This is a genomic window from Nocardioides immobilis (assembly GCF_003515065.1).
GTDB classification, from domain to species: domain Bacteria; phylum Actinomycetota; class Actinomycetes; order Propionibacteriales; family Nocardioidaceae; genus Nocardioides; species Nocardioides immobilis.
The window spans coordinates 16,974-43,390 of the sequence record NZ_QXGH01000048.1; the positions used below are offsets into that span (position 1 = coordinate 16,974).

The 26,417-nt window shown below is 70.6% G+C and carries 21 protein-coding genes and 1 pseudogene; 18 read left to right on the forward strand and 4 right to left on the reverse strand.

The genetic code is table 11. The features are described 5' to 3' along the window. The first annotated feature begins 29 nt into the window (after positions 1-29). The 5 genes from D0Z08_RS29970 to D0Z08_RS29990 all read left to right on the forward strand — a co-directional run bounded on the left by D0Z08_RS29970 (position 30) and on the right by D0Z08_RS29990 (position 4,500). Positions 30-671 (forward strand): TetR/AcrR family transcriptional regulator, encoded by a 642-nt coding sequence (locus tag D0Z08_RS29970; protein WP_118928973.1) that lies wholly within the window; start codon positions 30-32, stop codon positions 669-671. 74 nt (positions 672-745) lie between these two features. Then, positions 746-1,747: a zinc-binding dehydrogenase gene (locus D0Z08_RS29975; RefSeq protein ID WP_118928954.1), complete on the forward strand. Its 1,002-nt coding sequence runs from the start codon at positions 746-748 to the stop codon at positions 1,745-1,747. Positions 1,748-1,803: 56 nt separating this feature from the next. After that, positions 1,804-2,493 carry a DUF6629 family protein gene (locus D0Z08_RS29980; RefSeq protein ID WP_118928955.1) on the forward strand — a complete coding sequence of 230 codons (690 nt, stop codon included), beginning with the start codon at positions 1,804-1,806 and terminating at the stop codon, positions 2,491-2,493. A gap of 14 nt (positions 2,494-2,507) precedes the next feature. Next, positions 2,508-3,866, forward strand: a complete 1,359-nt coding sequence (locus D0Z08_RS29985; protein ID WP_220454458.1) for an NAD(P)/FAD-dependent oxidoreductase — start codon at positions 2,508-2,510, stop codon at positions 3,864-3,866. Next, a complete protein-coding gene (locus D0Z08_RS29990; RefSeq protein WP_118928956.1) occupies positions 3,856-4,500 on the forward strand; it encodes an HAD family hydrolase in 645 nt (214 codons plus the stop codon). The genes D0Z08_RS29985 and D0Z08_RS29990 overlap by 11 nt, the downstream gene beginning before the upstream one ends. Here the strand turns inward: D0Z08_RS29990 and D0Z08_RS29995 are convergent. Then, positions 4,461-4,943, reverse strand: coding sequence for an Lrp/AsnC family transcriptional regulator (locus tag D0Z08_RS29995; RefSeq protein ID WP_118928957.1), 483 nt, complete (start codon positions 4,941-4,943; stop codon positions 4,461-4,463). The two genes, D0Z08_RS29990 and D0Z08_RS29995, sit on opposite strands and share 40 nt — an antisense overlap. 155 nt (positions 4,944-5,098) lie before the next feature. Between D0Z08_RS29995 and D0Z08_RS30000 the strand changes: the two genes are divergently transcribed. The 5 genes from D0Z08_RS30000 to D0Z08_RS30020 all read left to right on the forward strand — a co-directional run bounded on the left by D0Z08_RS30000 (position 5,099) and on the right by D0Z08_RS30020 (position 10,295). Continuing rightward, positions 5,099-6,280, forward strand: coding sequence for a polyamine ABC transporter substrate-binding protein (locus D0Z08_RS30000; protein ID WP_118928958.1), 1,182 nt, complete (start codon positions 5,099-5,101; stop codon positions 6,278-6,280). Then, complete coding sequence (locus D0Z08_RS30005) at positions 6,273-7,409, forward strand: ABC transporter ATP-binding protein (RefSeq protein ID WP_118928959.1); 1,137 nt, start codon at positions 6,273-6,275, stop codon at positions 7,407-7,409. The genes D0Z08_RS30000 and D0Z08_RS30005 overlap by 8 nt, the downstream gene beginning before the upstream one ends. A gap of 11 nt (positions 7,410-7,420) precedes the next feature. Next, the gene (locus D0Z08_RS30010; protein WP_118928960.1) at positions 7,421-8,320 is read left to right on the forward strand and encodes an ABC transporter permease; all 900 of its coding nucleotides are present in this window, start codon (positions 7,421-7,423) and stop codon (positions 8,318-8,320) included. After that, complete coding sequence (locus tag D0Z08_RS30015) at positions 8,317-9,126, forward strand: ABC transporter permease (RefSeq protein WP_118928961.1); 810 nt, start codon at positions 8,317-8,319, stop codon at positions 9,124-9,126. Before D0Z08_RS30010 ends, D0Z08_RS30015 begins: the two co-directional genes overlap by 4 nt. A gap of 200 nt (positions 9,127-9,326) precedes the next feature. Further along, positions 9,327-10,295 (forward strand): hypothetical protein, encoded by a 969-nt coding sequence (locus D0Z08_RS30020; RefSeq protein ID WP_118928962.1) that lies wholly within the window; start codon positions 9,327-9,329, stop codon positions 10,293-10,295. 179 nt (positions 10,296-10,474) lie between these two features. Here the strand turns inward: D0Z08_RS30020 and D0Z08_RS30025 are convergent, their stop codons facing one another. After that, on the reverse strand, positions 10,475-11,866 hold the full coding sequence (locus D0Z08_RS30025) for an aspartate aminotransferase family protein (protein ID WP_245994652.1): 1,392 nt from the start codon (positions 11,864-11,866) through the stop codon (positions 10,475-10,477). 135 nt (positions 11,867-12,001) lie between these two features. Here D0Z08_RS30025 and D0Z08_RS30030 point away from each other — a divergent pair, with 135 nt between their 5' ends. From D0Z08_RS30030 to D0Z08_RS30040, 3 genes are all read left to right on the forward strand, one after another. Further along, positions 12,002-13,432: a gamma-aminobutyraldehyde dehydrogenase gene (locus D0Z08_RS30030; RefSeq protein ID WP_118928964.1), complete on the forward strand. Its 1,431-nt coding sequence runs from the start codon at positions 12,002-12,004 to the stop codon at positions 13,430-13,432. A 229-nt stretch (positions 13,433-13,661) separates the two neighbouring features. After that, positions 13,662-15,485: a phosphoenolpyruvate carboxykinase (GTP) gene (locus D0Z08_RS30035; protein ID WP_118928965.1), complete on the forward strand. Its 1,824-nt coding sequence runs from the start codon at positions 13,662-13,664 to the stop codon at positions 15,483-15,485. Positions 15,486-15,592: 107 nt separating this feature from the next. Beyond that, positions 15,593-17,368, forward strand: a complete 1,776-nt coding sequence (locus D0Z08_RS30040) for a M1 family metallopeptidase (RefSeq protein WP_118928966.1) — start codon at positions 15,593-15,595, stop codon at positions 17,366-17,368. Here D0Z08_RS30040 and D0Z08_RS30045 read toward each other — a convergent pair. After that, a complete protein-coding gene (locus D0Z08_RS30045; protein ID WP_147381586.1) occupies positions 17,330-18,619 on the reverse strand; it encodes an MDR family MFS transporter in 1,290 nt (429 codons plus the stop codon). The two genes, D0Z08_RS30040 and D0Z08_RS30045, sit on opposite strands and share 39 nt — an antisense overlap. Before the next feature lie 71 nt (positions 18,620-18,690). Here D0Z08_RS30045 and D0Z08_RS30050 point away from each other — a divergent pair, with 71 nt between their 5' ends. From D0Z08_RS30050 to D0Z08_RS30065, 4 genes are all read left to right on the forward strand, one after another. After that, positions 18,691-19,854 carry a zinc-binding dehydrogenase gene (locus tag D0Z08_RS30050; protein WP_118928968.1) on the forward strand — a complete coding sequence of 388 codons (1,164 nt, stop codon included), beginning with the start codon at positions 18,691-18,693 and terminating at the stop codon, positions 19,852-19,854. 51 nt (positions 19,855-19,905) lie between these two features. Further along, positions 19,906-20,553 (forward strand): SHOCT domain-containing protein, encoded by a 648-nt coding sequence (locus tag D0Z08_RS30055; protein ID WP_182481584.1) that lies wholly within the window; start codon positions 19,906-19,908, stop codon positions 20,551-20,553. Between the two features lie 101 nt (positions 20,554-20,654). Next, complete coding sequence (locus D0Z08_RS30060; RefSeq protein WP_182481585.1) at positions 20,655-23,687, forward strand: MMPL family transporter; 3,033 nt, start codon at positions 20,655-20,657, stop codon at positions 23,685-23,687. Next, positions 23,684-24,274 carry a TetR/AcrR family transcriptional regulator gene (locus tag D0Z08_RS30065; protein WP_147381587.1) on the forward strand — a complete coding sequence of 197 codons (591 nt, stop codon included), beginning with the start codon at positions 23,684-23,686 and terminating at the stop codon, positions 24,272-24,274. The genes D0Z08_RS30060 and D0Z08_RS30065 overlap by 4 nt, the downstream gene beginning before the upstream one ends. A 4-nt stretch (positions 24,275-24,278) precedes the next feature. Here D0Z08_RS30065 and D0Z08_RS30070 read toward each other — a convergent pair whose 3' ends face one another. Then, positions 24,279-25,865 carry an adenylate/guanylate cyclase domain-containing protein gene (locus D0Z08_RS30070; RefSeq protein ID WP_118928970.1) on the reverse strand — a complete coding sequence of 529 codons (1,587 nt, stop codon included), beginning with the start codon at positions 25,863-25,865 and terminating at the stop codon, positions 24,279-24,281. Between the two features lie 113 nt (positions 25,866-25,978). Here D0Z08_RS30070 and D0Z08_RS33810 point away from each other — a divergent pair. Continuing rightward, a pseudogene (locus tag D0Z08_RS33810) lies at positions 25,979-26,197 on the forward strand (nuclear transport factor 2 family protein); the annotation flags it as partial. Positions 26,198-26,417 lie beyond the last annotated feature (220 nt).

The following is a 26,417-nucleotide window of genomic DNA, read 5'->3' on the forward strand; positions in this document are numbered from 1 at the left end:
TGATGAAGTCATCAGTTATGATGTGCGTCATGACGATCGAGCCCGTTGCCACGCCTACTCGCGTCGACCGTCGTCGGGAGCGCACCCGGGCAGCGCTCATCGCCGCCGCGCAGGAGTTCCTCGCCGACGGCCGGACCGCCGTGTCGATCCAGCAGATCACCGACGCGGCAGACGTCGGCTTCGGCAGCTTCTACAACCACTTCGAGAGCAAGGAGGCGTTGTTCGAGGCGGCGGTCGAGGCGGTGCTGCAGGTCTATGGAGCCGCGCTCGACGGGCTCGTCGCGGGCTACGACGACCCCGCCGAGGTGTTTGCCGTCAGCTTCCGGTTGACCGGGCGGCTCCAGCGCCAGATCCCTGCGATGGTGCGGGTCCTGCTCAACGAGGGCGTCGGCATCCTGCTGCGCGACGAGGGCCTGCGGCCCCGGGCGATCCACGACATCGAGGGGGCTGTGGCTGCGGGGCGGTTCGACATCGAGGACTCCGACCTGGCGGTCATGTCGGCCGGGGGAGCGCTCCTCGGGCTGCTCCAGCTGCTCGACGCCAATCCCGACGCGGACGCTGGGGCGCTCACCGACATGATGACCGCCCGAGTGCTGCGAGGGTTCGGCATGACCAAGGCCGCGGCGGAGAAGCTGTGCAGCCGGCCGCTTCCGGAGCTGCCGGAGATCTGAGCGACGATCCGCGCGGGGCGGGTTCCGACCGTAGGAGGACGCCGACGCGGTGCGGGTGCGGCTAGCGTCCGGCCATGCGCGCTGTCGTCATCACCCGCCACGGCGACCTTGAGGTCCTCCAGGTCCAGGACCGCCCCGACCCGGAGCCACCCGGGCCTGGCGAGGTCGCCGTCGACGTACGCGCCGCCGGCGTGAACTTCGCCGACACCATGGCGCGGGTCGGGTTCTACCCCGAGGCTCCCAGGCCGCCGATGGTGGTCGGCTACGAGGTCGCGGGCGACGTCACGGCGGTCGGACCCGACGTCGACTCCGTCGCGGTCGGCGACCGGGTGCTCGCCGGCACCCGGTTCGGTGGGTACGCCGAGCGCGTGGTGGTCGGGGCTCGGGACGTCGTGCCTCTCGACGACCGGCTGACCTACGAGCAGGGCGCAGCGATCCCCGTCAACTACGCTACGGCGTGGGCCGGGCTGGTGCGGTACGGCACGTTGCAGCCCGGCGAGCGCGTCCTCATCCACGCCGCCGCCGGTGGGGTCGGGATCGCGGCGACCCAGATCGCCCGCGCCGTCGGTGCGGAGGTGCACGGCACCGCGTCGCCGGGCAAGCATGATGCGATCCGCGGGTTCGGCGTCGAGGTGGCCCACGACTACACGCAGAAGAACTGGCATCGCGGGCTGCCGCCGTACGACCTGGTGATGGACGCGATCGGTGGCCCGAGCTTCCGCACCAGCTACGACCTGCTCCGCCCGGGTGGCCGGCTGGTCGCGTTCGGGGCGTCCTCGGTCATGGACGGCGCGAGCCGCAACCTCCTCCAAGCGGCCCGCACGATGATCCGGATGCCGCGGTTCAACCTGGTGAAGCAGATGTCGGCGTCCAAGGCCGTGATCGGCCTCAACATGCTGGCGCTGTGGGACGACGCCGGCACGCTCGAACCGTGGATCACGCCCCTCCGCGAGCTGATCGCCGACGGCACGGTGCAGCCGGTGGTCGCCGAGGCCTTCAGCTTCGAGCGGGCGGGTGACGCGCACCGGATGATCGCCGAGCGCCGGAACGTCGGCAAGGTCGTGCTGGTGCCGTAGGCCGGTGTTGCAGCAAACCTTGTGACGGCGAGCAGCGCTCCGAGGAAGATGACGCCATGTGCTTCTCCGCGGAGATGGATCTCGCCGCCGGCGCGGTGATCACGGCTGTCGGCATCGACACGCTGCGCAACGTCCGCACCCGCGACCAGCTCGCGCTGGCAGCACTGCCGTTGGTGCTCGGTGTTCACCAGCTCGTCGAGACGCTGGTCTGGTGGAACCTCGAGGGCCGCGTCTCCGACGCGGTCGGCGACCCGGCGGCCTGGGTCTACCTCGTCATCGCGCTGGGCGTGGTGCCGGTGCTGGTGCCCTACGCGTTCCTGAGGACGGGGGCCGGGCGGTCGCCGCTCCTCGACCGGGTCTTCCTGCTCGCGGGGCTCGGTGCGGCCGTCGTCGGCCTGGCCGCGCTGGGGCTGGAACCGGTCGCGCGGCGCATCGACGGCCACCACATCTCCTACAGCCCCGGCGTGCCGTACGACGCGGCGGTGCTGACGGCGTACGTCCTCGCCAGCTGCGGTCCGCCCCTCGCCGCCCGTGCCTCGTCACTCCGGTGGTTCGGCGTCGGCAACCTGGTCGTGGTCGCCCTCCTGGCGTGGCTCGACCAGAACGCCGTCGTGTCCTTGTGGTGCGTGTGGGCGGCTCTGACGAGCGTCCTGATCAACGTCCACGTGCGCGAGTCCGGAATGCCGTCATCCGACCGTGACGGAAAACGGCGCAACAGGACTGTTGTGCGCCTCCATCGCAACTGATCTAGCATCAACCCGTGCGTTCTCTTGCGGATTCAGTGAACCTGCCCCTCTGGCTCGACACCCCCGCGCGCCCCGACCCGCGCCCGGCCCTGACCGGGGACACCACGGCTGACCTGGTCGTCGTCGGGGGCGGCTTCTGCGGCCTCTGGACCGCGCTCCGGGCGGTCGAGCGCGAGCCCGGGCGTGACGTGCTGCTGCTCGAGGGGGACCGGATCGCGGAGCACGCGACCGGTCGCAACGGCGGCTTCTGCGAGGCGTCGCTGACCCACGGCGAGCACAACGGACGCACCCGCTGGCCCGGGGAGTACGACGACCTGGTCCGGCTGGGCGTCGAGAACCTCGACGCGATCGAGGAGACCATGACCCGCTACGCCATCGACTGCGGCTTCCTCCGCGGCGGCACCCTCACCGTGGCGACCCGCGAGCACCAGGTCGCCGGGCTGGCGCCGGACGCCCCCGGTTTCCTCGACCAGGACGCTGTCCGCGCCGTGGTCGACTCGCCGACCTACCTGGCCGGCCGGCTCGCTGGGCCGGAGACCTGTGCCGTGGTCGACCCGGCGCGGCTGGCGTGGGGGTTGGCGGGAGCCGCCGAGCGCCAGGGCGTGCGGATCGTCGAGAACACCCCGGTCACGGGGATCCGGCGCGACGGCGACCACCTCGAGGTGGCCACGCCGAACGGGGTGGTGCGCGCCCGCCGGGTGGCCCTCGGGACCAACGCGTTCCGCCCGCTGCTGCGCCGGCTGCGGCTCACGACGGTGCCCGTCTACGACTACGTCCTCGCGACCGAGCCGCTGACCGACGACCTGCTCGCCGCACTGCGCTGGGATCCCGCGCTGGGGGTCGGCGACTCGGGCAACCAGTTCCACTACTACCGGATCACGCCGGACCGCCGGATCCTCTGGGGCGGCTACGACGCGATCTACCACTACGGCCGGTCGATCGAGTCCGACCACGAGGAGCGACCCGCGACGTTCGCGCTGCTCGCGGAGCACTTCCACGCGACCTTCCCGCAGCTCGACGGCCTCCGGTTCACCCACCGGTGGGCCGGCGTCATCGACACCTCGACCCGCTTCAGCGCCAGCTTCGGTACGGCGCACGGCGGGCGGTCGTCGTACGCGCTCGGCTTCACCGGCCTCGGTGTCGGTGCCACCCGCTTTGCTGCTGACGTGATGCTCGACCTGCTGTCCGGTGTGGAGACCGAGCGGACCCGCCTGGAGATGGTGCGGCGGCCGGCGGTGCCGTTCCCGCCCGAGCCCGTGGCGTGGGCCGGCATCGAGCTCACCCGGCGCGCGCTGGCCCGCCAGGACGACACCGGGCGGCGCGGGGTGTGGTTGCGTACCCTCGACCGGATGGGGCTCGGGTATGACAGCTGACGGGCACCTCTGCGTCGGGTTCGACCTGGACATGACGCTCATCGACACGGTGCCCGGCTTCCGCCAGGTGCTGCTCGCCCTCGGCGGTGAGCTGGGCGTCGAGCTCCCGGTCGAGGAGCTGACCGCGAACCTCGGCCCGCCGCTCGACCTGATCCTCGGGCCGCACCTCGCCGAGGACGCGATCCAGCCCGCCGTCGACCGGTTCCGGGCGCTCTATCCCGACCACGCGATCGAGAGCGTGGTCGCGATGGCCGGTGCGCACGACGCGATCGCCGCGGTCCGCCGCCACGGCGGCCGGGTGGTGGTCGTGACCGGCAAGTTCACGCCGAACGCCCGGCTCCACGTCGACCACGTCGGCTTCGACGTCGACCACCTCGAGGGCCAGGTGTGGGGTGTCGGCAAGGCCGACGTGCTGCGCCGCGAGGGCGCGAGCATCTACGTCGGTGACCACTTCCACGACGTGGAGGGCGCGCTCGCCGCCGGCGCCCTGAGCGTCTCGGTGCTCACGGGCGGGTGCACCCGGCAGGAGCTGTACGACGCGGGCACCCACGTCGTACTCGACGACCTGGGGCAGTTCCCGGCCTGGCTGGACGACTACCTCGACGGCTCCGGCGGCCGCACGCCCCAGTTGTAGGACTCCTTGCGGGTCTCGAGGTAGACGAACGTCTCGGTCGCCTGGACGCCGGGGATCCGCCGGATCCTGTCGGAGATGGTCAGCAGGTCCGCGTCGGACTTCGCCACCACCTCCGCGACGATGTCGATGCTGCCGGCGGTCACGACGACGTAGATGACCTCGTCCAGCTCGCAGAGGGCGTCGGCGACCGGCTCGGTCGGCCCGGCGACCCGGATGCCGAGCATCGCCGCACGCGCGAAGCCGAGCTGGAGCGGGTCGGTCACCGCGGCGACGATCTGCATCACGCCGGATTCGACCAGCCGTTGCACCCGCTGGCGGACCGCCGCCTCGGACAGCCCGACCACCTTGCCGATCGCGGCATAGGAGCGGCGACCGTCCTGCTGGAGCTGTTCGATGATCGCGAGCGAGACGTCGTCGAGCTGAGAACGCGGACTGCGAGCCATGGCGGGATGCTTTCACGTCACGCTTCCGGTTACAACGACCGCCCAAACAGCGGATTCCGTTGCAGTCGTGTATCAACACAACCGAATCGCTTGTCACGACCCCTCCCTGGTGGCAGGATCCGAGACCTCCGAGTCACCCACGTCGAGGGGGAGCAATGACCATCAGAAGGATTCCGACGGGGCCAGGCCTTGGTCGCCGGCGGATGCTCCAGGGCGCCGGCCTCTCGGCGTTCGCGCTCGGGTCGCCGACGCTTCTGTCCGCGTGCGGCACCGAGTCGCAGAAGCAGACCGCGGACAGCTGCAAGAGCACCGACAAGTCGGACGAGGAGAAGGTGCTCGTCTTCTCCAACTGGCCCGAGTACATCGACATCAGGGGCGGGCGGATGCCGACCCTCGAGCAGTTCGAGACCGAGAGCGGCATCGATGTCACCTACGACACCGACATCAACGACAACCTCGACTTCTTCGCCAAGGTCAAGGACCAGCTGGGCTCCTGCGAGCCGATCGGCCGCGACATCATCGTGATGACCGACTCGACGGCCGGCCGGATGATCGCGCTGGGGTGGATGCAGGAGCTCGACAAGTCGAACCTCCCCAACGTGGAGGCCAACCTGATCGACAGCCTGCGGACGCCGAGCTGGGACTCCGAGCGCAAGTACAGCGTCCCGTGGCAGGCCGGCCTCACCGGCATCGCCTACAACGCCGACGTGACCGGCGAGGTCACCAGCTTCGAGGAGATGCTGACCCGCAGCGACCTCAAGGGGAAGGTCGGCCTGCTGACCGAGATGGAGGACACGATGGCCTTCATGCTCGTCCTCGAGGGTGCCGACCCCGAGGACTTCACCGACGACGAGTGGCAGTCGGCGATCGCGCGACTCGAGGAGGTCGTCGGTTCCGGGCAGGTCCGCCGGTTCACCGGCAACGACTACATCCGCGACCTCAAGTCCGGCAACCTGGCTGCCTGCATGGCGTGGTCCGGCGACATCGCCGCGGCCGAGGACGAGCGGATCCCGTTCGTCCAGCCGGAGGAGGGCCTCAACATCTGGTCGGACAACATGATGGTTCCGAATCGGGCCGAGCACAAAACCAATGCAGAGATGCTCATGGACTACTACTACGACCCGGTCGTCGCGGCCACGCTGGCCGCCTGGGTCTGGTACATCTGCCCGGTCGAGGGCGCCCGGGAGGAGATGGAGCGCATCGACCCATCGCTCGTCGACAACAACCTGATCTTCCCGAGCGAGGAGTTCCTCGCCACCACCCGGGACTTCATGGTCCTCGACGAGAAGACCCGGCAGCAGTACGAGAGCGACTTCCGTCAGGCGAGCGGTGGCTGAGGACGAGCCCGGCGCCGACCTGACCCTGGCCGGCCTGACCAAGAAGTACGGCGACTTCGCCGCCGTCGACGCCCTCGACCTGACGGTGCCCGCCGGCTCGTTCTTCGCCCTGCTGGGCCCGTCCGGATGCGGCAAGACGACGACGTTGCGGATGGTCGCCGGGCTCGAGGTCCCGACCGCCGGCACCGTCACCCTCGCGGGCGAGGACATCACCCGGCTCAAGCCGTACCGCCGGCCGGTCAACACGGTCTTCCAGAGCTACGCGCTGTTCCCGCACCTCTCCATCCGCGACAACGTCGCGTTCGGGCCGAGGCGCAAGGGGATCAGCAAGCAGGAGGCGGCGGCCGAGGTGGGCCGGATGCTCGACCTGGTCGAGCTCAGTGAGTACGGCGCCCGCCGGCCCGCCCAGCTCTCCGGCGGCCAGCAGCAGCGCGTCGCGCTGGCGCGCGCGCTCATCAACAGCCCGCGGGTGCTGCTGCTCGACGAGCCGCTCGGAGCACTCGACCTCAAGCTCCGCCGGCAGATGCAGCTGGAGCTCAAGCGGATCCAGACCGACGTCGGGCTGACCTTCATCCACGTCACCCACGACCAGGAGGAGGCTATGACCATGGCCGACACGGTCGCGGTGATGAACCAGGGCCGGATCGAGCAGCTGGGTGCTCCGGAGGAGCTCTACGACCTGCCGCGCACGACGTTCGTCGCCAACTTCCTCGGACGCTCCAACCTGGTCGCCGGCTCGGTGGCCGCCAAGAACGCAAAGACGGTCTCGGTGCAGGTTGAGAACGGCTTGGTCATTGCACCCACCGCTCGCGCCGTCGCCTCCGAGGGCAAGGTCTGGGTCGGCGTCCGTCCCGAGAAGGTCCACCTGCGGGAGCCGAACGAGGACGGTCCGGCGGGCAACGTGCTCCACGGCGGGGTCGTCAGCGACGTCAGCTTCGTCGGGGTGAGCACGGAGTACCTCGTCCGGATGCCCTGGGGCCAGGAGCTCACGGTCTTCGAGCAGAACCACACCAGCAGCCGTCGGTTCCGTCCCGGCGACCCGGTCGACCTGACCTGGGCGGACGAGCACACGTTCCTGCTCGACGCGGCGCAGGACGCGACCGCCGGCACCGAGATCGACGACGAGTAGGGCCGGATCCGATGGCGCACGTCGTACCCACTGACGTCCCGGACACCGGGCCGCCGGCCCCCGAGCAGCAGCGGCGGGGTCTGGCCGGCTATCTCCTGCTGACGCCCGGGTCCCTCTGGCTGGCGCTGTTCTTCCTGGTGCCGACCGTGACGCTGGTCGCGACCAGCCTCTACGACCCGGCCGGGTCGCTCGAGCTCGGCTACGAGATGACCGGGCACATCCAGAACTACCCGGACGCCATCGCGGACTTCTGGCCGCAGATCCAGCGATCGCTCGTCTACGCGCTGATCGCGACCGTGGTGTGCATCGTGCTCGGCTACCCGCTCGCCTACGCGATCGCGTTCAAGGCCGGTCGGTTCAAGACGATCCTGCTGGTCGCGGTGATCGCGCCGTTCTTCACCAGCTTCCTGGTGCGCACGCTGGCGTGGCAGTACCTCCTCGGCGACACCGAGTGGTTCGTCTCGTTCCTCCGCTGGCTCCCGTTCACCGGCGCGGACCTGCAGCTGATCAACACCCCGTTCGCCGTGGTCGCCGGTCTCAGCTACAACTTCCTGCCGTTCTTCGTGCTCCCGCTCTACGCGTCGCTGGAGAAGATGGACCACCGGCTGCTCGAGGCCGCGAGCGACCTCTACGCGTCTCCGGCGCGAGGGTTCCTGAAGGTGACGCTCCCGCTCTCGATGCCCGGCGTCGTGGCCGGCACCCTGCTGACCTTCATCCCGGCGGCCGGCGACTACATCAACGCCGAGCTGCTCGGCAGCCCCAACACCCGGATGGTCGGCAACGAGATCCAGGACCTCTTCTACGCAGGTGACTACCCGACCGCGTCGGCACTCTCGGTGGCGCTGATGGTGACCATCGTCGTGATGGTCGCGGTCTACGTGTGGCGGGCCGGGACGGACGAGCTCGTATGAGAGCCGTCACCGACTGGATCGCCCGGCACCTGGTCCTGATGATCGGGCTGCTGGTGCTGCTCTACATGCTCACGCCGGTCTTCGTCGTCGTACTGATGTCGTTCAACCAGCCGGCGGGGCGCAACACCTACACGTTCGACGGCTTCACGCTCGACAACTGGACGAGCCTCTGCGAGCCCTACCAGCTCTGCTCCTCGGTGCGGCTGTCGCTGGAGATCGGCCTGCTCGCGACCGTCATCGCGACGCTGCTCGGCACCCTGATGGCCTTCGCGATGGTGCGGCACCGGTTCCGCGGCCGGGGTGCCGCCAACGTCTTCATCTTCCTGCCGATGGCGACTCCCGAGATCGTGATGGGCTCCTCGCTGCTGGCGCTCTTCGTCAACGCCGGACTCGCGGGCAAGCTGGGGTTCTGGACGATCTTCGTCGCCCACGTGATGTTCTGCCTGTCGTTCGTGGTGGTCACGGTCAAGGCCCGCCTCGCCGGCATGGACCCGCGGCTCGAGCAGGCCGCGGCCGACCTCTACGCCAACGAGTGGCAGACGTTCTGGAGGGTCAGCTTCCCGCTGGTCTTCCCCGGCATCCTCGCCGCCGCCCTGCTCAGCTTCTCGCTCTCCTTCGACGACTTCATCATCACCAACCTCAACGCCGGCCAGCAGGTGACCTTCCCGATGTTCGTCTGGGGCGCCAACACCAAGGGCATCCCCATGCAGATCAACGTGATCGGCACGATCATGTTCGCCATCGCGCTGGTCGTCGTCGTGGTCGGCGAGTTCGGCTCCCGCCGCCGGTCGCGCGCCCTCGCCTGACGCCCCCGCGAAGTGTCAGGGTTGGTCGCCCGAAGTGTCGAGGTTGGTCGCGCGAGGTGTCGAGGTTGGTCGCGCGAGGTGTCGAGGTTGGTCGCGCGAGATGTCGAGGTTGCAGAGTTGAGACGAGGCCGAGCCAGAGTTGTCCACAGGCCCGCCGAAGGCGGTTTTGAGGAGTACGTCGAAGCGGGCACATCGCGCGCATGGCCGAGACCTTCCCACCCGACCGCCCGTTCACGACGGCGGACCTGCCCGACCTCGGGATCACCCGCAGCCAGCTGCGCGCGCACCTGCGGTCGGGGGCGGTCCGCCACCTCCTCTTCGGCGTGTATGTGCCGGGATCCTGGCCCGACGACCCCACCGCCCGGGCCCGCGCCGCCGCGGTCGTCCTGCCCGAGCACTGCGTGCTGGTGGACCGCTCGGCGGCGTCCGTGCACGGGATCGACGTGCTCGACTACGCCGAGCTCGACGTACCACCGGACCTCGAGGTAGTCTCCGTGGGCGGCGCCAACCCGACGCGACGCAATGGCGTGCTCGGAGGCAAGCGTGACCTGCGCCCGGACGAGATCATGACGGTCGACGGCGTACGTCTCACGACCCCGATCCGGACGGCCTGTGACATCGCGTGCCTCCGCGGCCGATGGCGGGCGATCGGGACGCTCGATGCGTTCCGGACCAGGTTCGGGCTCAGCCTCATGCAGCTGTGCGACATGCTGCCCCGGTTCGCCAAGCGCCGAGGCGTCACCCAGCTGAGGGAGCTGATCCCGCTGTCGCGCACCGGGGTGGACTCCCAGCCGGAGTCGTGGATCCGCATCGACATGTACGACGAAGGCTTTCCGATGCCGGAGGCCCAGGTCTGGGCGTGGGTGCCGGGATGGGGACTGGTGAAGATCGAGAACGCGTACGAGCACCTTCGGATCGCGGTCGAGTACGACGGCGAGGACGATCATTCGTCGGAGGAGGATCGCGAGCGCGACGAGGCCCGCCGCGAAGCGTTGCGACAGGCGGGCTGGATCATCATCGTCGTACGACGGGACGGGCTCACCGGTGAGGGACGGGACCGGTGGCTCGCGGAGCTGGCCGCGGCATTCGCCGAGCGTGCGCCGTACCAGGCCCCCAAGCGGTACTACGCGCGGTCGCCGATGTCGCGACCGCGACCGCGCCGCCGTTGACGTCAGCGATCGACACCTCGGGCGCGCATTCTCGACACTTCGCGGCGCCAAGAGCCGCACTTCGAGTGACCAACCCTGACACTTCGCGCGCTCAACGCTGACACTTCGCGGGACGGCGTGCCCGCCTGGCTCGCCCGGGAGGAGCCAGGTCGGCACGCCGTCCGGTCTGGGGGGAGGGGTCAGATCAGCGAGTGGGCCTTGTCGAGGACCGAGCGCAGGATCTGCTCCATCTCGTCGAAGTGCTCCTGGGTGCAGACCAGGGGCGGTGCCAGCTGGACGACCGGGTCGCCGCGGTCGTCGGCGCGGCAGTAGAGGCCTTCTTCGTAGAGCTTCTTGGAGACGAAGCCGTAGAGGATCCGCTCGCACTCCTCGGCGGTGAAGGACTCCTTGGTGGCCTTGTCCTTGACCAGCTCGATCCCGTAGAAGAAGCCCTCGCCGCGGACGTCGCCGACGATGGGCAGGTCGAGCAGCCGCTCGAGCGTCGCCCGCAGGGCGGGGGCGCGGTCCTGCACTCCCTGCAGGATCTGCTCGTCCTCGAAGATCTGCATGTTGCGCAGGCCGACCGCGGTGGAGACCGGGTGCCCACCGAACGTGTAGCCGTGGGCGAACATCGCCGAGCCGGTCGCGAACGGCTCGAACAGCCGGTCGGACACGATCATCGCGCCGAGCGGCGCGTAGCCGGACGTCAGTCCCTTGGCGCTGGTGATGATGTCGGGCTGGTAGCCGATGGCGTCGGCGCCGAACATCCTGCCCAGCCGCCCGTAGGCGCAGATGACCTCGTCGGAGACGAGCAGTACGGCGTACGCGTCGCAGATCTCGCGCACCCGCTGGAAGTAGCCCGGGGGTGCCGGGAAGCAGCCGCCGGCGTTCTGCACCGGCTCGAGGAAGACCGCGGCCACGGTGTCCGGGCCCTCGTCGAGGATGGCGACCTCGACCTGGTCCGCCGCCCAGCGGCCGAACGCGGCCGCGTCGGTGCCGTCGGGTCCGGCGGTGCCGGCCGGAGCCCGGTAGAGGTTGGTGTTCGGCACCCGGAACGTCGAGGGGACGAGCGGCTCGAACTGCTGCTTGAGGCTGGGCAGGCCGGTGATCGACAGCGCTCCGTGGGTGGTGCCGTGGTAGGCGATCGCGCGGCTGATCACCTTGTGCTTCAGCGGCTTGCCGACCCGCTTGAAGTAGTCCTTCGCCAGCTTCCACGCCGACTCGACCGCCTCGCCGCCGCCCGACGTGAAGAACACGCGGTTCAGGTCACCGGGCGCGTACGACGCGATCTTGTCGGCGAGCTCGATCGCCGGCGGGTGGGCGTAGGACCACAACGGCATGAACGCCAGCGTCTCGGCCTGCTGGGCCGCGGCCTCGGCGAGCTCGCGCCGCCCGTGCCCGAGCTGGGAGACGAAGAGCCCGGCCAAGCCGTCGAGGTAGCGCTTCCCCTTGCTGTCATAGAGGTAGACGCCCTCGCCGCGCACCATGATCGGTACGTCGTGCTCCGGCCCGTCGCCGACGTAGCGTCCGTGCTGCGAGAAGTGCAGCCACAGGTGGTCCTTCGCGGCGCGTTGCAGAGCGGAGTCGTCCATGCCCACCATGGTGATCGATCGGATCCGCCCCCGCAAGCGAATCAGTAGGTCCGTGACGGTACGGCGACGGAATCGGTCAGTGCGTCGGCCGAAAGTGCCGCTGATTTCGTCGTCGTCCGGCAGTAGAGTCGGTCCATGGCAGACCTCACCTTCAAGAACGTCATCGGCGGCGAGCTCGTCGACGCCGCCAGCGGAGCGACGTACGACGTCATCGACCCCACCACCGGCGCGGTCTACGCCCAGGCCCCGATGTCCGGCGAGGAGGACGTCGATCGCGCCTACAAGGCCGCGGCCGATGCGTTCGAGGCCTGGGGTGACACGACGCCCAAGGACCGCGCGACCGCGCTCCTCAAGATCGCCGATGCCATCGACGCCCGCGCCGAGGAGATCGCCGCGGTCGAGGTCAAGGACACCGGCAAGCCGATGCAAGCGATGCTCGACGACGAGATGCCGCCGAGCTCGGACCACTTCCGGTTCTTCGCCGGGGCGGCCCGGGTGCTCGAGGGCCGGTCGGCGGGGGAGTACCTCGAGGAGCACACCAGCTGGGTCCGGCGCGAGCCGATCGGCGTCGTCGGCCAGGTGACGCCGTGGAACTACCCGCTGATGATGATGATCTGGAAGATCGCTCCCGCGCTCGCGGCGGGGAACACCGTCGTGCTCAAGCCGAGCGACACGACCCCGGCCAGCTCGACCCTGCTGGCCGAGATCTGCCAGGAGTTCCTGCCGCCGGGCGTGCTCAACGTCGTGACCGGCGATCGCGACACCGGCCGCGCCCTGGTGGCGCACCCGACTCCGCAGATGGTGGCGATCACCGGGTCGGTCCGGGCCGGCATGGAGGTCGCCGGCAGCGCGGCGTCCGACCTGAAGAAGGTCCACCTCGAGCTCGGCGGCAAGGCGCCGGTCATCGTCTTCGACGACGCGGACGTGGAGAAGGCAGCCGAGGCGATCGCCGGTGCCGGCTACTACAACGCGGGCCAGGACTGCACCGCCGCGACCCGGGTGCTGGCCGGGCCAGGAGTCCACGACGACTTCGTCGCCGCCATCACCGAGCAGGCCCGCAGCACCCGGACCGGGATGCCCGACGAGGACGTCCTCTACGGACCGCTCAACAACGCCGACCAGTTCGCCCGCGTCTCCGGCATGGTCGACCGGCTCCCCGACCATGCGTCGCTGCAGACCGGCGGTGCCCAGCAGGGTGACGCCGGGTACTTCTACGAGCCGACCGTGGTCTCCGGCCTGCAGCAGGACGACGAGCAGGTCCAGACCGAGATCTTCGGCCCCGTCATCACCGTCCAGCGGTTCACCGACGAGGGCGAGGCGCTGCGCTGGGCCAACGGCGTGCAGTACGGCCTCTCCTCCTCCGTCTGGACCGCCGACCACGGCCGGGCGATGCGGATGAGCCGCAAGCTGGACTTCGGCGTGGTGTGGATCAACACCCACATCCCGTTCGTCTCCGAGATGCCGCACGGCGGGTTCAAGCACTCGGGCTACGGCAAGGACCTCTCCATGTACGGGCTCGAGGACTACACGCGGATCAAGCACGTGATGAGCTACTTCGGCGAGTGAGCGCCGTCCGTCGTACCGCGGAACGCGCTTGATCGATCCAATTTGGCCATGGCTGTGGAATCCCGCTCATGGACCCACCCCGATGTGCGTTCCACCCTCCGCCAATGTCATGGTGATGCTCGTCGCGGACGACGGTGTCCACGGTTCAGGCGAAAAGCCACACGGGGAATCGGGCTGCTGAGCGTGAGGTAGCGTGCCCACACCCAAACGGACGCGAAAGGCAAGACAGATGGTCGATGTGGAGCGGGTTCTCGACGAGGCGGGGCTCACCAACACCTATGTTCGTGAGTACGTCGCGCACTGGGCCGGGGTCACCGGCGCCGAGCGGGTCGAGGTCGTCTCCGCGTCCGACGACGCGCGGTTGGTCCAGGAGTCGCTCGACGCGGGCGAGCTGCTGCCGGCCGGCGAGGGCCTCTACTACTCGCGGTCCTACTACAAGGACACCGCGCGCGCCGAGGAGCGCACCATCGTCGCCACCAACGACGAGGCCGACAAGGGCACCTACAACAACTGGCGCCCGGCCGCGGAGATGAAGCCGCTGCTCGTCGACCTGATGACCGGCGCCTCCGCCGGCAAGACGATGTACGTCATCCCCTACCTGATGGCGCCGAAGGGCTCCCCGCTGGAGAACTTCGCCGCGGGTGTCGAGCTCACTGACAACCGCAACGTCGTGCTCCAGATGATCCGCATGGCGCGGGTCGGCGTCGAGTACATCAACCACCTCGGCGACTCGTTCGTGAAGGCCGTCCACGTCACCGGCGACCTCCCGAACCTCGGCCAGGGAACACCCGACGACAAGCGCTACTTCGTGACCGTCGCCGACGAGCGCACGATCCTGCACTTCGGTTCGTCGTACGGCGGCAACGCGCTGCTCGGCAAGATCGCCCACGGTCTGCGCCAGGGCTCCTACGACGGCTGGAAGAACGGCTTCCTGGTGGAGCAGTTCATGCTGCTCGGCATCACCGACAAGGAGACCGGCAAGAAGTACAACATCTGCGGTGGCTTCCCGAGCGCCTCGGGCAAGACCAACCTCGCGATGACGCTGGCTCCCGACGCGCTGGGCGACCGCTACTACGTCGAGTTCTACGGCGACGACATCGCGTGGCTGTGGGTCGGCGACGACGGCAAGCTCTACGGGATGAACCCGGAGAACGGCGTCTTCGGTGTCGCCAAGGACACCAACGAGAAGACCAACCCGACCGCGATCGACTCGATCGTCCCGGGCACCGGCGCGATCTTCACCAACGTCGCCTACAACGAGAAGACGCAGCAGGTCTGGTGGGAGGGTCGCGGCGAGAAGCCGACCGACCTCGACGGCTGGCAGGACTGGAAGGGCGAGGCGATCGCCGACCGCTCCCCGGAGCACGCCGACGAGCCGTGGGCGCACCCCAACAGCCGGTTCACCACCACCCTCGCCAACGTCCCGAACGTGGCGGAGGACTTCGAGGACCCGGCCGGCGTCGAGATCCACGGCATCATCTTCGGCGGCCGTACCCGCGACCGTGAGCCGCTGATCCGCGCGATCAACGACATCGCCGAGGGCGTGTACGACGGCCTCACCCTGGGTGCCGAGGCCACCGCCGCGGCCGACGGCCTGGAGGGCGTGCTCCGCTACGACCCGATGTCGATGCGCCCGTTCATGTCCTACCCCGAGGCCGACTACGCCGCGCACTGGCTCAAGGTCATCGGCGCCGCCACGGAGAAGCCGATCTTCGCGCACGTCAACTGGTTCCAGCGGGGCGACGACGGCCGCTTCCTGTGGCCGGGCTACCGCGAGAACCTGCGCCCGCTGCTGTGGCTGATGCAGCTCAAGTACGGCGAGGTCTCCGGCGTCGAGACGCCGGTCGGCATCATCCCATCGCGCGAGGAGCTCAACCTCGAGGGCCTCGACGAGCAGGCGCTCGCCGACCTCGACACCATCCTGACCATCGACACCGCGCGCTGGAACCAGGAGATGAAGTTCCGCGAGGAGCACCTCAACCAGTTCGAGGGTCTGCCCGAGGAGATCTGGGCGGCGCACCGCCGCGTGGCCGACGCCCTCGACCAGGCCTGAGCACCGGCCTCACCTCTTCTTCGCCGAGTCGGCGCATCTCAGGATGCGCCGACTCGGCGCATTTTGGGGCCGAAGATGCGCCGACTCGGGGAGGTTAGTCTCCGGGCATGCGGTACCCCCTCGACCCGCACTCGCACGCCCGCCCGACCGAGATCGCGGTCCGGCACCTCGACCTCGACGTGACGGTCGACTTCGACGCGCGGCGGCTGACCGGACGCGCCACCTTCACCCTGGACCGCACGACGCCGGGCTCCGGGACGCTCGTGCTCGACAGCTGGGACCTCGAGATCCGCGCGGTGACCGACGCCGACGGCACCGCCCTCGCCTCCGCGCTCGGCGACCACGACCCGGTGCTCGGCCGAGCGCTCACGATCGAGGTCGGGGCCGTGGACACCGTCGTGGTCGACTACTCGACCGGGGACGACGCCCGGGCGCTCCAGTGGCTCGAACCGGCCCAGACGACGGGCGAACGCTTCCTCTTCACCCAGTCCCAGCCGATCCTGGCGCGGTCCTGGATCCCCTGTCAGGACACGCCCTCCGTCCGCCACGCCTACCACGCAACGGTGCGGGTCCCGCCCGAGCTGCTCGCCGTGATGAGCGCCGAGAATCCCACGGAACGGTCGGAGGACGGTGTCTACTCCTTCGCGATGCCGCAGCCGGTGCCGTCGTACCTCATCGCGCTGGCGGTGGGAGAGCTCGAGTTCCGCGCGCTCGGCGACCGGACCGGGATCTACGCGGAGCCGGCGGTGATCGACGCCGCGGCCTGGGAGTTCGCCGACACCGAGCGGATGATGCAGGCGGCCGAACGCCTGTACGGGCCCTACCGCTGGGGTCGCTACGACCTCCTCGTCCTCCCGCCGAGCTTCCCGTACGGCGGCATGGAGAACCCGCGCCTGACCTTCGTGACCCCCACGGTCCTGGCCGGTGACCGGTCGCTGGTGACCCTCATCGCGCACGAGCTGGCGCACTCCTGGTCCGGCAACCTGGTGACGAACGCGACGTGGAACGACCTGTGGCTCAACGAGGGCTTCACGGTGTACTTCGAGACGCGGATCGACGAGGAGCTGTACGGGCCGGACTTCGCCGCGATGCTGCTGCGACTCGGTCGGCAGGACCTCGAGATCGAGCTCCCGAGCCTCGACGACAGGGACTCCTGGCTCGAGACCGACCTCGCCGACCCGGACGACGGCGCGGTCTCCGTGCCGTACGAGAAGGGGTCGCTCTTCCTGCGCCTGCTCGAGCAGGCCGTCGGGCGGGCGCGGTTCGACGCGTTCCTCGCCGACTACTTCGACCGGTTCGCCTTCCGGTCCATCGACACCGCGGGTTTCCTCGCCCACCTCCGCACCGAGCTGCTCGCTCCAGCCGGGGTGTCCGACGACGACCTCGCGATGGAGGCCTGGATCCACGGTCCGGGCATCCCGCCCAACGCACCGGAGTTCCCGTCGGACGCGTTCGACCGCGTGGACCGTCAGGCCTCCGCGCTCCTGGCAGGAACGCCCGCCGCCGACCTCGACGTCGTCGGCTGGGTGCCGCAGCAGTGGGTGCACTTCCTCCGCGCACTGCCGTTCGACGTGCCCCACCCTCGCCTGGCCGAGCTCGACCGAACGTTCGGCCTGACCCGTCTGGGAAACATCGAGGTCGTGGCCGCCTGGCTCGAGATCGCGATCGACTCGGGCTACGTCTGGAGCGCCCCCGAGGTCGACGACGCGCTGGCCGGCTTCCTCGGCCGCTACGGCCGTGCGCTGTTCCTCCGGCGTCTGTTCGCACGGCTCGCGGCCACCCCGCAAGGGCTCGAGCGGGCGCGGGAGATCTATGCCGGCGTACGTCCCGGCTACCACCCGGTGTCACGGGCGGCGATCGACCGGATCCTCGTCGCGGACTGACGCCACGACGTCGAGGTGCGCCGGCAGTCGCCGGCCGAGCCCCCACGTCAGGGAGGCCGCGACGAGGCAGGCGGCGGCCAGGCCGAGGAACAGGCCGCGACCGTGGCCCGCGCCGAGGGCGAATCCGGCCAGCGCCGGTCCGACCATGAGTCCGGTCGTCCAGGCCAGGGTGTAGAGGCCGTTGTAGCGGCCGCGGAGGTCGTCCGGCGCGAGGTCGTTGACCAGCGACGCCTGGCTCGGGGCCAGCAGTGTCTCCCCGACCGCGAACACCACCAGCGCCGCAGTGAGGCCGACGGCGGCCAGGCTGCCGCCGCCGGAGGTGCCGGCGATCGCGGTCACCACCCAGGCAACGGCCCAGAAGGTGCAGGCAAGCGCCATGCCCGTGGTGCGCCGATGGCCCGTCATCACCCTGAGGACGGGCAGCTGGAGCAGGACGACAGCGAAGGTGTTCGCCGCGAACGCGATGCCCACGACGTGCGCGCCGACCCCGCCGTCACCGGTCGCGTACGCCGGGAAGCCGGACAGGGTCTGGGCGAACCCGATGGTGACGAGGAATGCCATCAACACCCACACCTGGAGGAACGTCGTGTCCCGGAGCACCGCCCGGTAACCGCGCCGCGCGGGCGAGGTGGGAGCGGTCGCGGCGTCGGTCCGCCGGGTCGCCCGCCCGGCGTCCGGTAGCAGCACGATCAGGACCGGCACGAACAAGAGGAACGTGCACCCGTCGACGACGTAGAGCACGACGAAGCTCTGCGCCGAGCCGAGGTCGGCGATGAAGGCGGCGGCAACACCGCCGACGCCGTACCCGGCGTTGAGCGTGGCGTTCCGCACTGCGAACACGGTCGGCCGCTGGCGTGGTTCGACCACTGTTGCGAGCAGCGCATCCTGGGCGGGGGTCACCAGGGCGAGGCCCACCCCCACCACGGCCGAGGCGGCGAACGCGTGCCACGGGTCGCGGACCAGGGTCACGGTGAAGGCGCCGACTGCCGACACGAGGAGGCCGCAGACGAGTGCTCGGCGCGAGCCGATCACGTCGGACAGCCAGCCGCCGACCGGGTTGCCGGCGAATCCGGCCAACGCGACCGTGGCGACGGCCAGTCCGGCGACGCCGACGTCGATGCCGCGTACCTGACTGAGGTAGACGAGGAGGAAGGGCAACGTCATCCCGCTGCCGACGGCCGACAGGGCGTCGCCCCCGAGCACCAGCCAGGCGGGTCGTGGCAGGCGGGGAATCCACGGCCGCGCCGTCACGAGCGCGATGCTACGTCGCGTTCAACCTGTTCGACTGATCCGACCCTGCCGGTAGTGGTTACGCTCCGCGCATGCGCGCAGTCACCTGTCACGAAGCCCGGCTCGAGGTCGCGGAGGTCCCTGACCTGACGCCGGCGAAGGGGCAGGTGCTGCTCGACGTCGAGCGGTGCGGGATCTGCGGGTCCGACCTGCACGCGCGGACCCACTGCGACGACACCGCGGACGACGTCGCCGCGCTGGGCTACGACGCGTTCATGCGTTCGCACCAGCGGGTCGTGATGGGGCACGAGTTCGTCGGCACCGTGGCCGACTACGGACCGAGGACCAAGAAGTCGTGGCCGGTCGGCACCCGGGTCGTGGCGCTGCCGATCCTGCGGGCGGGCGACTCGGTGCACCTGACCGGGCTGAGCGAGCAGGCGTCCGGTGGGTACGCCGAGCAGGTGCTCGTCACGTCCTCGATGACGATGCGGGTGCCCGACGGCCTGGAGGCCGACCGGGCCGCGCTGACCGAGCCGATGGCGGTCGCGCTGCACGCGGTACGGAAGGGTCAGGTCGGTGCCAAGGACACCGCGGTCGTGATCGGGTGCGGGCCGATCGGGCTCGCCGTCATCCTGATGCTCAAGGCGACCGGCGTCCGGCACGTCATCGCCAGCGACTTCTCGCCCGGCCGGCGAGCGCTCGCCGAGCGGTGCGGCGCCGACCTCGTGGTCGACCCGGCAGCCGACTCGCCGTGGACCTCGTTCGAGGAGTCCCGGCGCTACCTGACCAGCCCGATCGCCCTCGCCGAGCTCGGGCTGGACGCGATGGACAAGCTGCGCGCCGTACCCCTGCTGCCGTGGGCGCACGTGATGCGCGCCGCAGAGAAGGCCGGGGCGACGCCGCGCGGCCCGGTCGTCTTCGAGTGCGTCGGGGTGCCCGGGATGATCGAGCACATCGTGTCGTCCGCGCCCCTGCTCTCCAGGGTGGTCGTCGTGGGGGTGTGCATGGAGTCGGACTCCTTCCGCCCGTCGATGGCGATCAACAAGGAGATCGAGCTGCGGTTCGCCTTCGCCTACGACCCGAGCGAGTTCCACCAGACCCTCCAGTGGATCGCGTCCGGCAAGGTCGACGTCTCGCCCCTGGTGACCGGGACGGTCGGGCTCGGTGGCGTCGCCACCGCGTTCGAGGCGCTCGGCGACCCGGAGCGGCACGCCAAGATCCTGGTCGACCCCGGGAGCGACGCCGTCGACGTCTGAATCCACGCCAACTCCGCCCCAAGGGGGTCCTCGAGGCTCTACGATCCGGCCGTGACCTCACCCGCGGAGCGGGATGCCGAACCGCCGCCGTCCTTCGTGCGCAACTTCGTCCGCACGCTGGCGTTCATGCTTGTCTGCGGCATAGTCGGGCCGATCTTCCTGATCATCTACTTCGCCAGCGGGTCCGATCCGCTGATCGGCTGGATGCTCTGGACCGGGCTGGGCGTCACGCTGCTCGACGTCGTGCTCGCTGTCGTGATCGCCAGCGGACGGACGGCGTCGCAGCGCCGGAGCTACCGGTTGGGCCGCACCGGCCGCCGCGCGGTCGCCGAGATCCTGTCGGCCGAGCAGACCGGCGTCCGCGTCAACGACCAGCCGTTGCTGGTCCTCAAGGTGCGGATCCAGGGCGCCGACGTGACGCCGTTCGACGACGAGCGGCGGGTCGTGATCTCCGACCTGCACCTCCCGCTGCTCTACGCAGGCCCCGTGCCGGTGCTCGTCGACCCCGAGGTCCGGGAGTGGGAGTTCGACTGGGACGCGGCCCGTCCCGGGCTCGCCGTACGTGCGACCGCCGCCCCGGCGCCCGACGAGCGGACCCGCGCCGACCGGCTGGCCGAGCTCGACAGCCTGCTCCAGCGTGACCTGGTGAGTCGCGAGGAGTACGACGCCGCCCGGGCGCGCATCCTCGGCGAGATCTGAGTCGCCCGTCACACCTCCTTGCCGCTGGCAAGGAGAGCGGTCTAGGTTCCGAGAAAGACGTTCCTTGCCACTGGCAAGGGACCGACGCCGACGGGAAGCTCATGGCCGACAACGGACGCGTCTCGGGACTGGCGCGGTTCGCCGCGCAGCGCGCACCGTGGGTGGTGCTCGCCTGGGTGGCGCTGGCAGCCGTCCTCAACGTCTTCGTGCCGCAGCTCGAGGAGGTCGCGGCGCGCGACTCCTCGCCCGTCGTACCCTCGCACGCGCCGTCGATCGTCGCCGTCGACGAGATGGACGAGGCGTTCGGCAACGGTGGCAGCAAGAGCTTCGTCGTGATCGCGATGGAGCGGGACGGCGGCCTGGTGCCCGCCGACCGGCGGTACGCCGGCCGGCTCGCCCGGGTGCTGGCCGAGGACGAGGAGAACGTCTCCTTCGTCCAGGACGTCCGCAAGCACCCGGAGCTGCTGGACCCGCTGACCAGCGAGGACGGCGAGGCGAGGTACCTGCTCGTCGGCACCACCGGTCAGACCGGCGCGCCGTCGTCCATCCGCCAGGTGACCGCCGTCCGCGACGTCGTCGACGACCTGGCTCCCGAAGGACTCGTCACCGAGGTGACCGGGCCGACCGCCACGATCACCGACCTCGCGACCGAGACCGAGCACAGCGTCGTGCGGATCACGATCGTCAGCGTCGGGCTGATCGCCCTCCTCCTGTGGCTTATCTACCGCTCGTTCGCGGTGACGGCGCTGGTGCTGACCGTCGTCGGGCTCGGGCTCGGGCTGGCGCGCGCGGTCACGGCCTGGTGCGGGCTGGCCGGCGTGTTCACGGTGTCGACGTTCAGCGGCTCCTTCCTCACCGCGGTGGTGCTGGGCGCGGGCACCGACTACGCGATCTTCCTGGTGAGCCGCTACCACGAGCTGCGGCGCGCCGGCGTCGAGCCGCGCGTGGCCGCGGCCACGGCCGGTACCCGGATCAGCAGCGTGATCGTGGGATCGGCGCTCACCGTCATCCTCGCCTGCGGGTGCATGCTGCTCGCCGAGCTCGGCTTCTTCACCACGACCGGTCCGGCGATCGCGGTCAGCGTGGCGATCAACCTCGCGGTCGCGCTCACCCTGACACCGGCGCTGCTGGCCCTGGCGGGCAGCCGCGGCTGGTGCGAGCCGCGCCCGGAGCGGAGCAGATCGTTCTGGCCCCGCCTCGCCGGTGCGGTGGCACTGCACCCCGCCCGGATGCTGCTCGTCGCGCTGGTCCCGTTGGTGGCGCTCGCGGCGCTGGCGCCGCTCATCGACGTCAGCTACGACACCCGGGACTCACAGCCCGCCGAGACCGAGAGCAACCGCGGCTACGCCCTGATCGACCGGCACTTCCCGGTCAACGAGATCCTGCCCGACTACGTGCTGATCCAGGCCGACCACGACCTCCGCAACGCGCGCGACCTCGCCCTGCTCGAGCGCGCCGCCTCCGCCGTGGCGCAGGAGGACGGCGTGGTGCTCGTGCGCAGCATCACCCGCCCCCTCGGCGAGCCGATCACCCAGGCCTCGGTCGCCCGCCAGGCCGGCATCGTGGGCGTCCGGCTCGACCGCGCGTCCGACCGCGTCGGCGAGGGTGAGCAGGGTGCGGAGCAGCTCGCCGACGGTGCCGGGCAGCTCGGTGACGGAGCCGACCGGCTCAGAGACGGCACCGGTCGGCTGGCCGACGGGGCGCAGCGTGCGGTCGGCGGTGCCGACCGGCTGGTGTCCGGGACCACCGAGCTCGAGCAAGGAGTACGGCGACTGCTGGCCGGTGCCGACGATGCCGTCTCCGGCACGGGGCGGTTGGCCACGGGGATGCGCGAGCTCGCCCGGGGCCTCGACACCGGGGCGGACCAGGTCCAGCTGGCGGTGGACGGCCTCGGCCTCGCCTACGACGCGCTCCGCACCCGGAGCCTGACCTGCAACCTGGATCCTGCATGCCGACAGGCTCGCGAGGGGATCCGACAGATCTGGGTCGCCGAGCGCGACCGGCTGCTCCCCGGCCTGCGTCAGGCCGCCCGGGCCGCGGACCAGCTCGCCGACGGCACCGTCGCGCTCCAGGACGGGTTGCGCCAGCTGCGGGACGGCCTGCGGCTGGCACGGGAGGGCGCGGACCGGCTCGCCGACGGCCAGCAGGTCTTCGCCGACCGGCTCGGCGGGCTCGCCGACGGGGCGGACCTGCTCGCGGAGGGCGCCGACCAGCTCGCCGACGGCGCCGACCAGCTGCACGGGGGCACCGAGGAGGTGGCGGCCTCGCTCCCCGAGCTCCGCCAGGGGTTGAGCCGGGCGGCGACGTACCTCCGCCGTACCGGCGCGGTGGCGAAGGACCCCGGCATCGGCGGCTTCTACCTGCCGCCGGCCGCGCTGCAGGACCAGCGGTTCGAGGCGGCGGTGGGGCTGTTCCTCTCCGAGGACGGTCGCACCGCGCGGTTCGCCGTGCTCGGCGGCACCGACGCGTTCGACCACGAGGCCTCCGCCCGGACCGTCGAGATCCGGGAGACGATCGAGCAGGCCTTCCGGGACACCCGGCTCGACGACGCGGACGTCAGCATGACCGGGATGGCGGCGACCAACGCCGACCTGGCGACGTACTCCCGGTCCGACATGCGCGTGGTCGCGACGGCCGCGCTGATCGCGGTCTTCCTCGTGCTGCTGGTGCTGCTGCGCAGCCTGGTGGCGGCGGCGGTGCTGATGGCGACGGTCGTCCTCTCCTACGCATCGGCGATGGGGCTCTCGGTGCTGGTCTGGCAGCTGCTCCTCGGCCACGACATCGACTGGACGGTCGCCGCGGTGTCGTTCACGATCCTGGTCGCGGTCGGCGCCGACTACAACCTGCTGCTGACCAAACGGATGCACGAGGAGGCGCCCGACGGGTCCGCGGAGGGCATCGCCCGGGCGACCGCCGCGACCGGATCGGTGATCACCTCTGCCGGCGTCATCTTCGCCGCGAGTATGTTCGCGCTCATGGCCGGAAGCGTGACCACGATGACCCAGGTGGGCTTCACGATCGGCGCCGGGCTGCTGCTTGACACCTTCGTCGTCCGGTCGCTGCTGGTGCCGGCCGTCGCCACGTTGCTCGGGCCGAGGCTCTGGTGGCCGGGCGGGAGGAGCGAGACCGCATGAGCCGCGCGTCGACGATCGACCTCCGCGCCCGGTTGCTCCGCGCGGCCGAGGAGGAGATCGCCGCGACCGGGCCGGCCCGCGCGAGCCTGCGGGCGATCGCCCGCCGCTGCGGGGTGTCGCACCAGGCGACCGCCCACCACTTCGTCGACCGCGCCGGGCTGTTCACCGCGCTCGCGGTCGAGGGGCACGAGCTGCTCCGCGCGGAGACGCAGGAGGCGATCGAGGCCACCCCGGCCGACGGTGGCCAGCAGGTGGCGGCGGCCGGAGCGGCGTACGTCGAGTTCTCCCGCCGGCACGCCGCGCTGTTCGACCTGATGTTCCGGCCGGACCTGCTCCGCAACGACGACGAGCAGCTGATCACGGCGCGGCTGGCGCAGCGGGAGCTGATGATGGCGACGATCGGGGCCGCGCAGCAGCGCGGATGGGGCACGGAGGTGCCGACGGCGGAGCTCGCCGCCCTCGGCTGGGCCTCCGTCCACGGCCTGGCCGTGCTGCAGCGCGACCTGGTCGTCTCGGCGCTCTACCCGGAGATCGACCCGGACTCGATCCTGCGCCGGGTCGTGCACCTGCTCGACCGGTTGACCTAGGCCCCTACTCCCAGACGGGTACGGCGAGCGCCGTCTTCTCGGAGCGTCCCCGCAGCAGCGCGGAGCCGTTCTTCTCCCAGTGGATGGCCTCGTCCGCGCCCCCGCCCTCGGCCGCGGCGACGACGGTGTCCCACATGGCGAGGACGCCGCCGGGGACGTCCTTGGCGAGGTCGGTGAGCCGCGACGCCGAGTTCACCGCGTCACCGATCACGGTGTACTCGTAGCGCAGCTCGTGCCCGACGTTGCCGGCGACCACGCTGCCGGTCGCGACCCCGATGCCGGCGCCGATCTCCGGCACCTCCTCCTCGAGCCGGATCGCCATCGCCCGCGCCGCGGCCAGGGCCGACGCCGCGTGGTCCTCGTTGGGGACGGGCGCCCCGAAGATCGCGAGCACGGCGTCGCCGATGAACTTGTTGACCAGGCCCCCGCGCCGGTCGACCTCGTCCACGACGACGCCGAAGAAGCGGTTGAGCACGCCGACGACCTCGGCGGCCGAGTGGTCGGAGGCGTACGCCGTCGAGCTCACCAGGTCGACGAAGAGCACCGACGCCACGCAGGTCTCGCCGCCCAGCCTCATCTCGCCGGTGGTGGCGTCGACGGCCGCTGCCGCTACCTCGTGGCCGACGTGCCGCCCGAACAGGTCGCGGAGCTTCTCCCGCTCGCGCAGTCCACCCACCATCTGGTTGAACCCGCTCTGCAGGGCGCCGAGCTCGGTGCCGTCGTAGACGACGACGTCCGCGTCGAGGTGGCCGGCCTCGACCGCCCGCAGCGCCTCGCGCACGGACATGATCGGGGCCACCACCGACCGGGCGTTGAGGTCGGTGAGGATGAACCCGAAGACCAGCACCGCGCCGATCGTCACGATCGTGACCGTCGCCATCTGGGTGAGGCTGGTCTCGCCCGGGTCGGTGAGGGCAAGGATCGCGGCCACCAGCAGGCCGCCGAGCGGGACCGCCGTACCGATGGCCCAGAAGAGCACCATCCGCGGCCCGACCCCGACGAAGCGCACGCGGTTGGTGACCTCGGTGTCGGCGAGAGCGCGCGCGGCCACCGGGCGCAGCGTGAACTCGGTGAGCAGGTAGGAGACACCGGCCACCACTAAGGCGCCGATGCCGACGGTGAGCGCGGTCGACACGGCGCGCTCGGGCTGGAGCGCGATCGACAGCACCGTGAACAGCGCACTGCCGGCCATCCAGAGCGTCAGCTGCATCAGCGTGAGCTGGAGCGGGACCCTCAGGGCCTGGCGCCGCTGCTTGTCGGTGGGCACCACCTCCTGGCCCTGGGTCGCCCACCGCAGCGCCCGGAGGCTGGTCGCCGTACCCCAGATGACGCCGACCGCCGCAGCCGCCACGACGTACGTCGGCACCGCGATCGCCAGGGCGAGCACCATGTCGGGCGACGGTTCCTCCGCCGGCACGGCGAAGTTGTTGACCACGAACACGACGGCCGAACCCAGCAGGTTGGTGCCGATCAGCACCAGCGTCAGCAGGACCTGGATCCGGACGCGGAGCCTGCGCGGGCTCTGCTGGGCCGAGCCCAGGATGCGTGCGCCGAAGGGGCTCCGCTGGCTGGCGGGCTTCGGACGCGGCATGTCCGTAAGGCTAGTGGCCGTGCCGCGGATGCTTTGATCTTCGCGTGAAGACCTTCAGTGCCGCCGAGATCACCGACGCCTACGAGGCGTTCCACCAGAAAGTGGCCGGCTTCGTGGCCTCCGGCGACTGGACCGGCTACGCCGACCTGTTCACGCCCGACGCGGTCTACGTCGAGCACGCGATGGGCACCTTCCGCGGGCGCGAGGAGATCCGCGCGTGGTCGGTGCGGACGATGACGTCGTACCCCGGTCGGGTGATGACCGGCTTCCCGCTGAGCTGGCAGGTCGTCGACGCCGACGCCGCCCGGCTGGTGTGCGAGGTCCGCAACCCGATGCCCGATCCCGGCGACGGCACGATGCTGGAGGAGCCGAACATCACGATCATGACGTACGCCGGCGACGGGCTCTTCTCCCGAGAGGAGGACGGGCGGTTTCTGGCCATCGTCGCGAATCAGGGTGTGACGAGTTGCCTGTGCCATCGTGCCATCAACTGCCTGGGTGAGCGATCGCCGAGGCAGAGCCGTGGGCGGTCGTTGAGCTCGTCGGCCACTT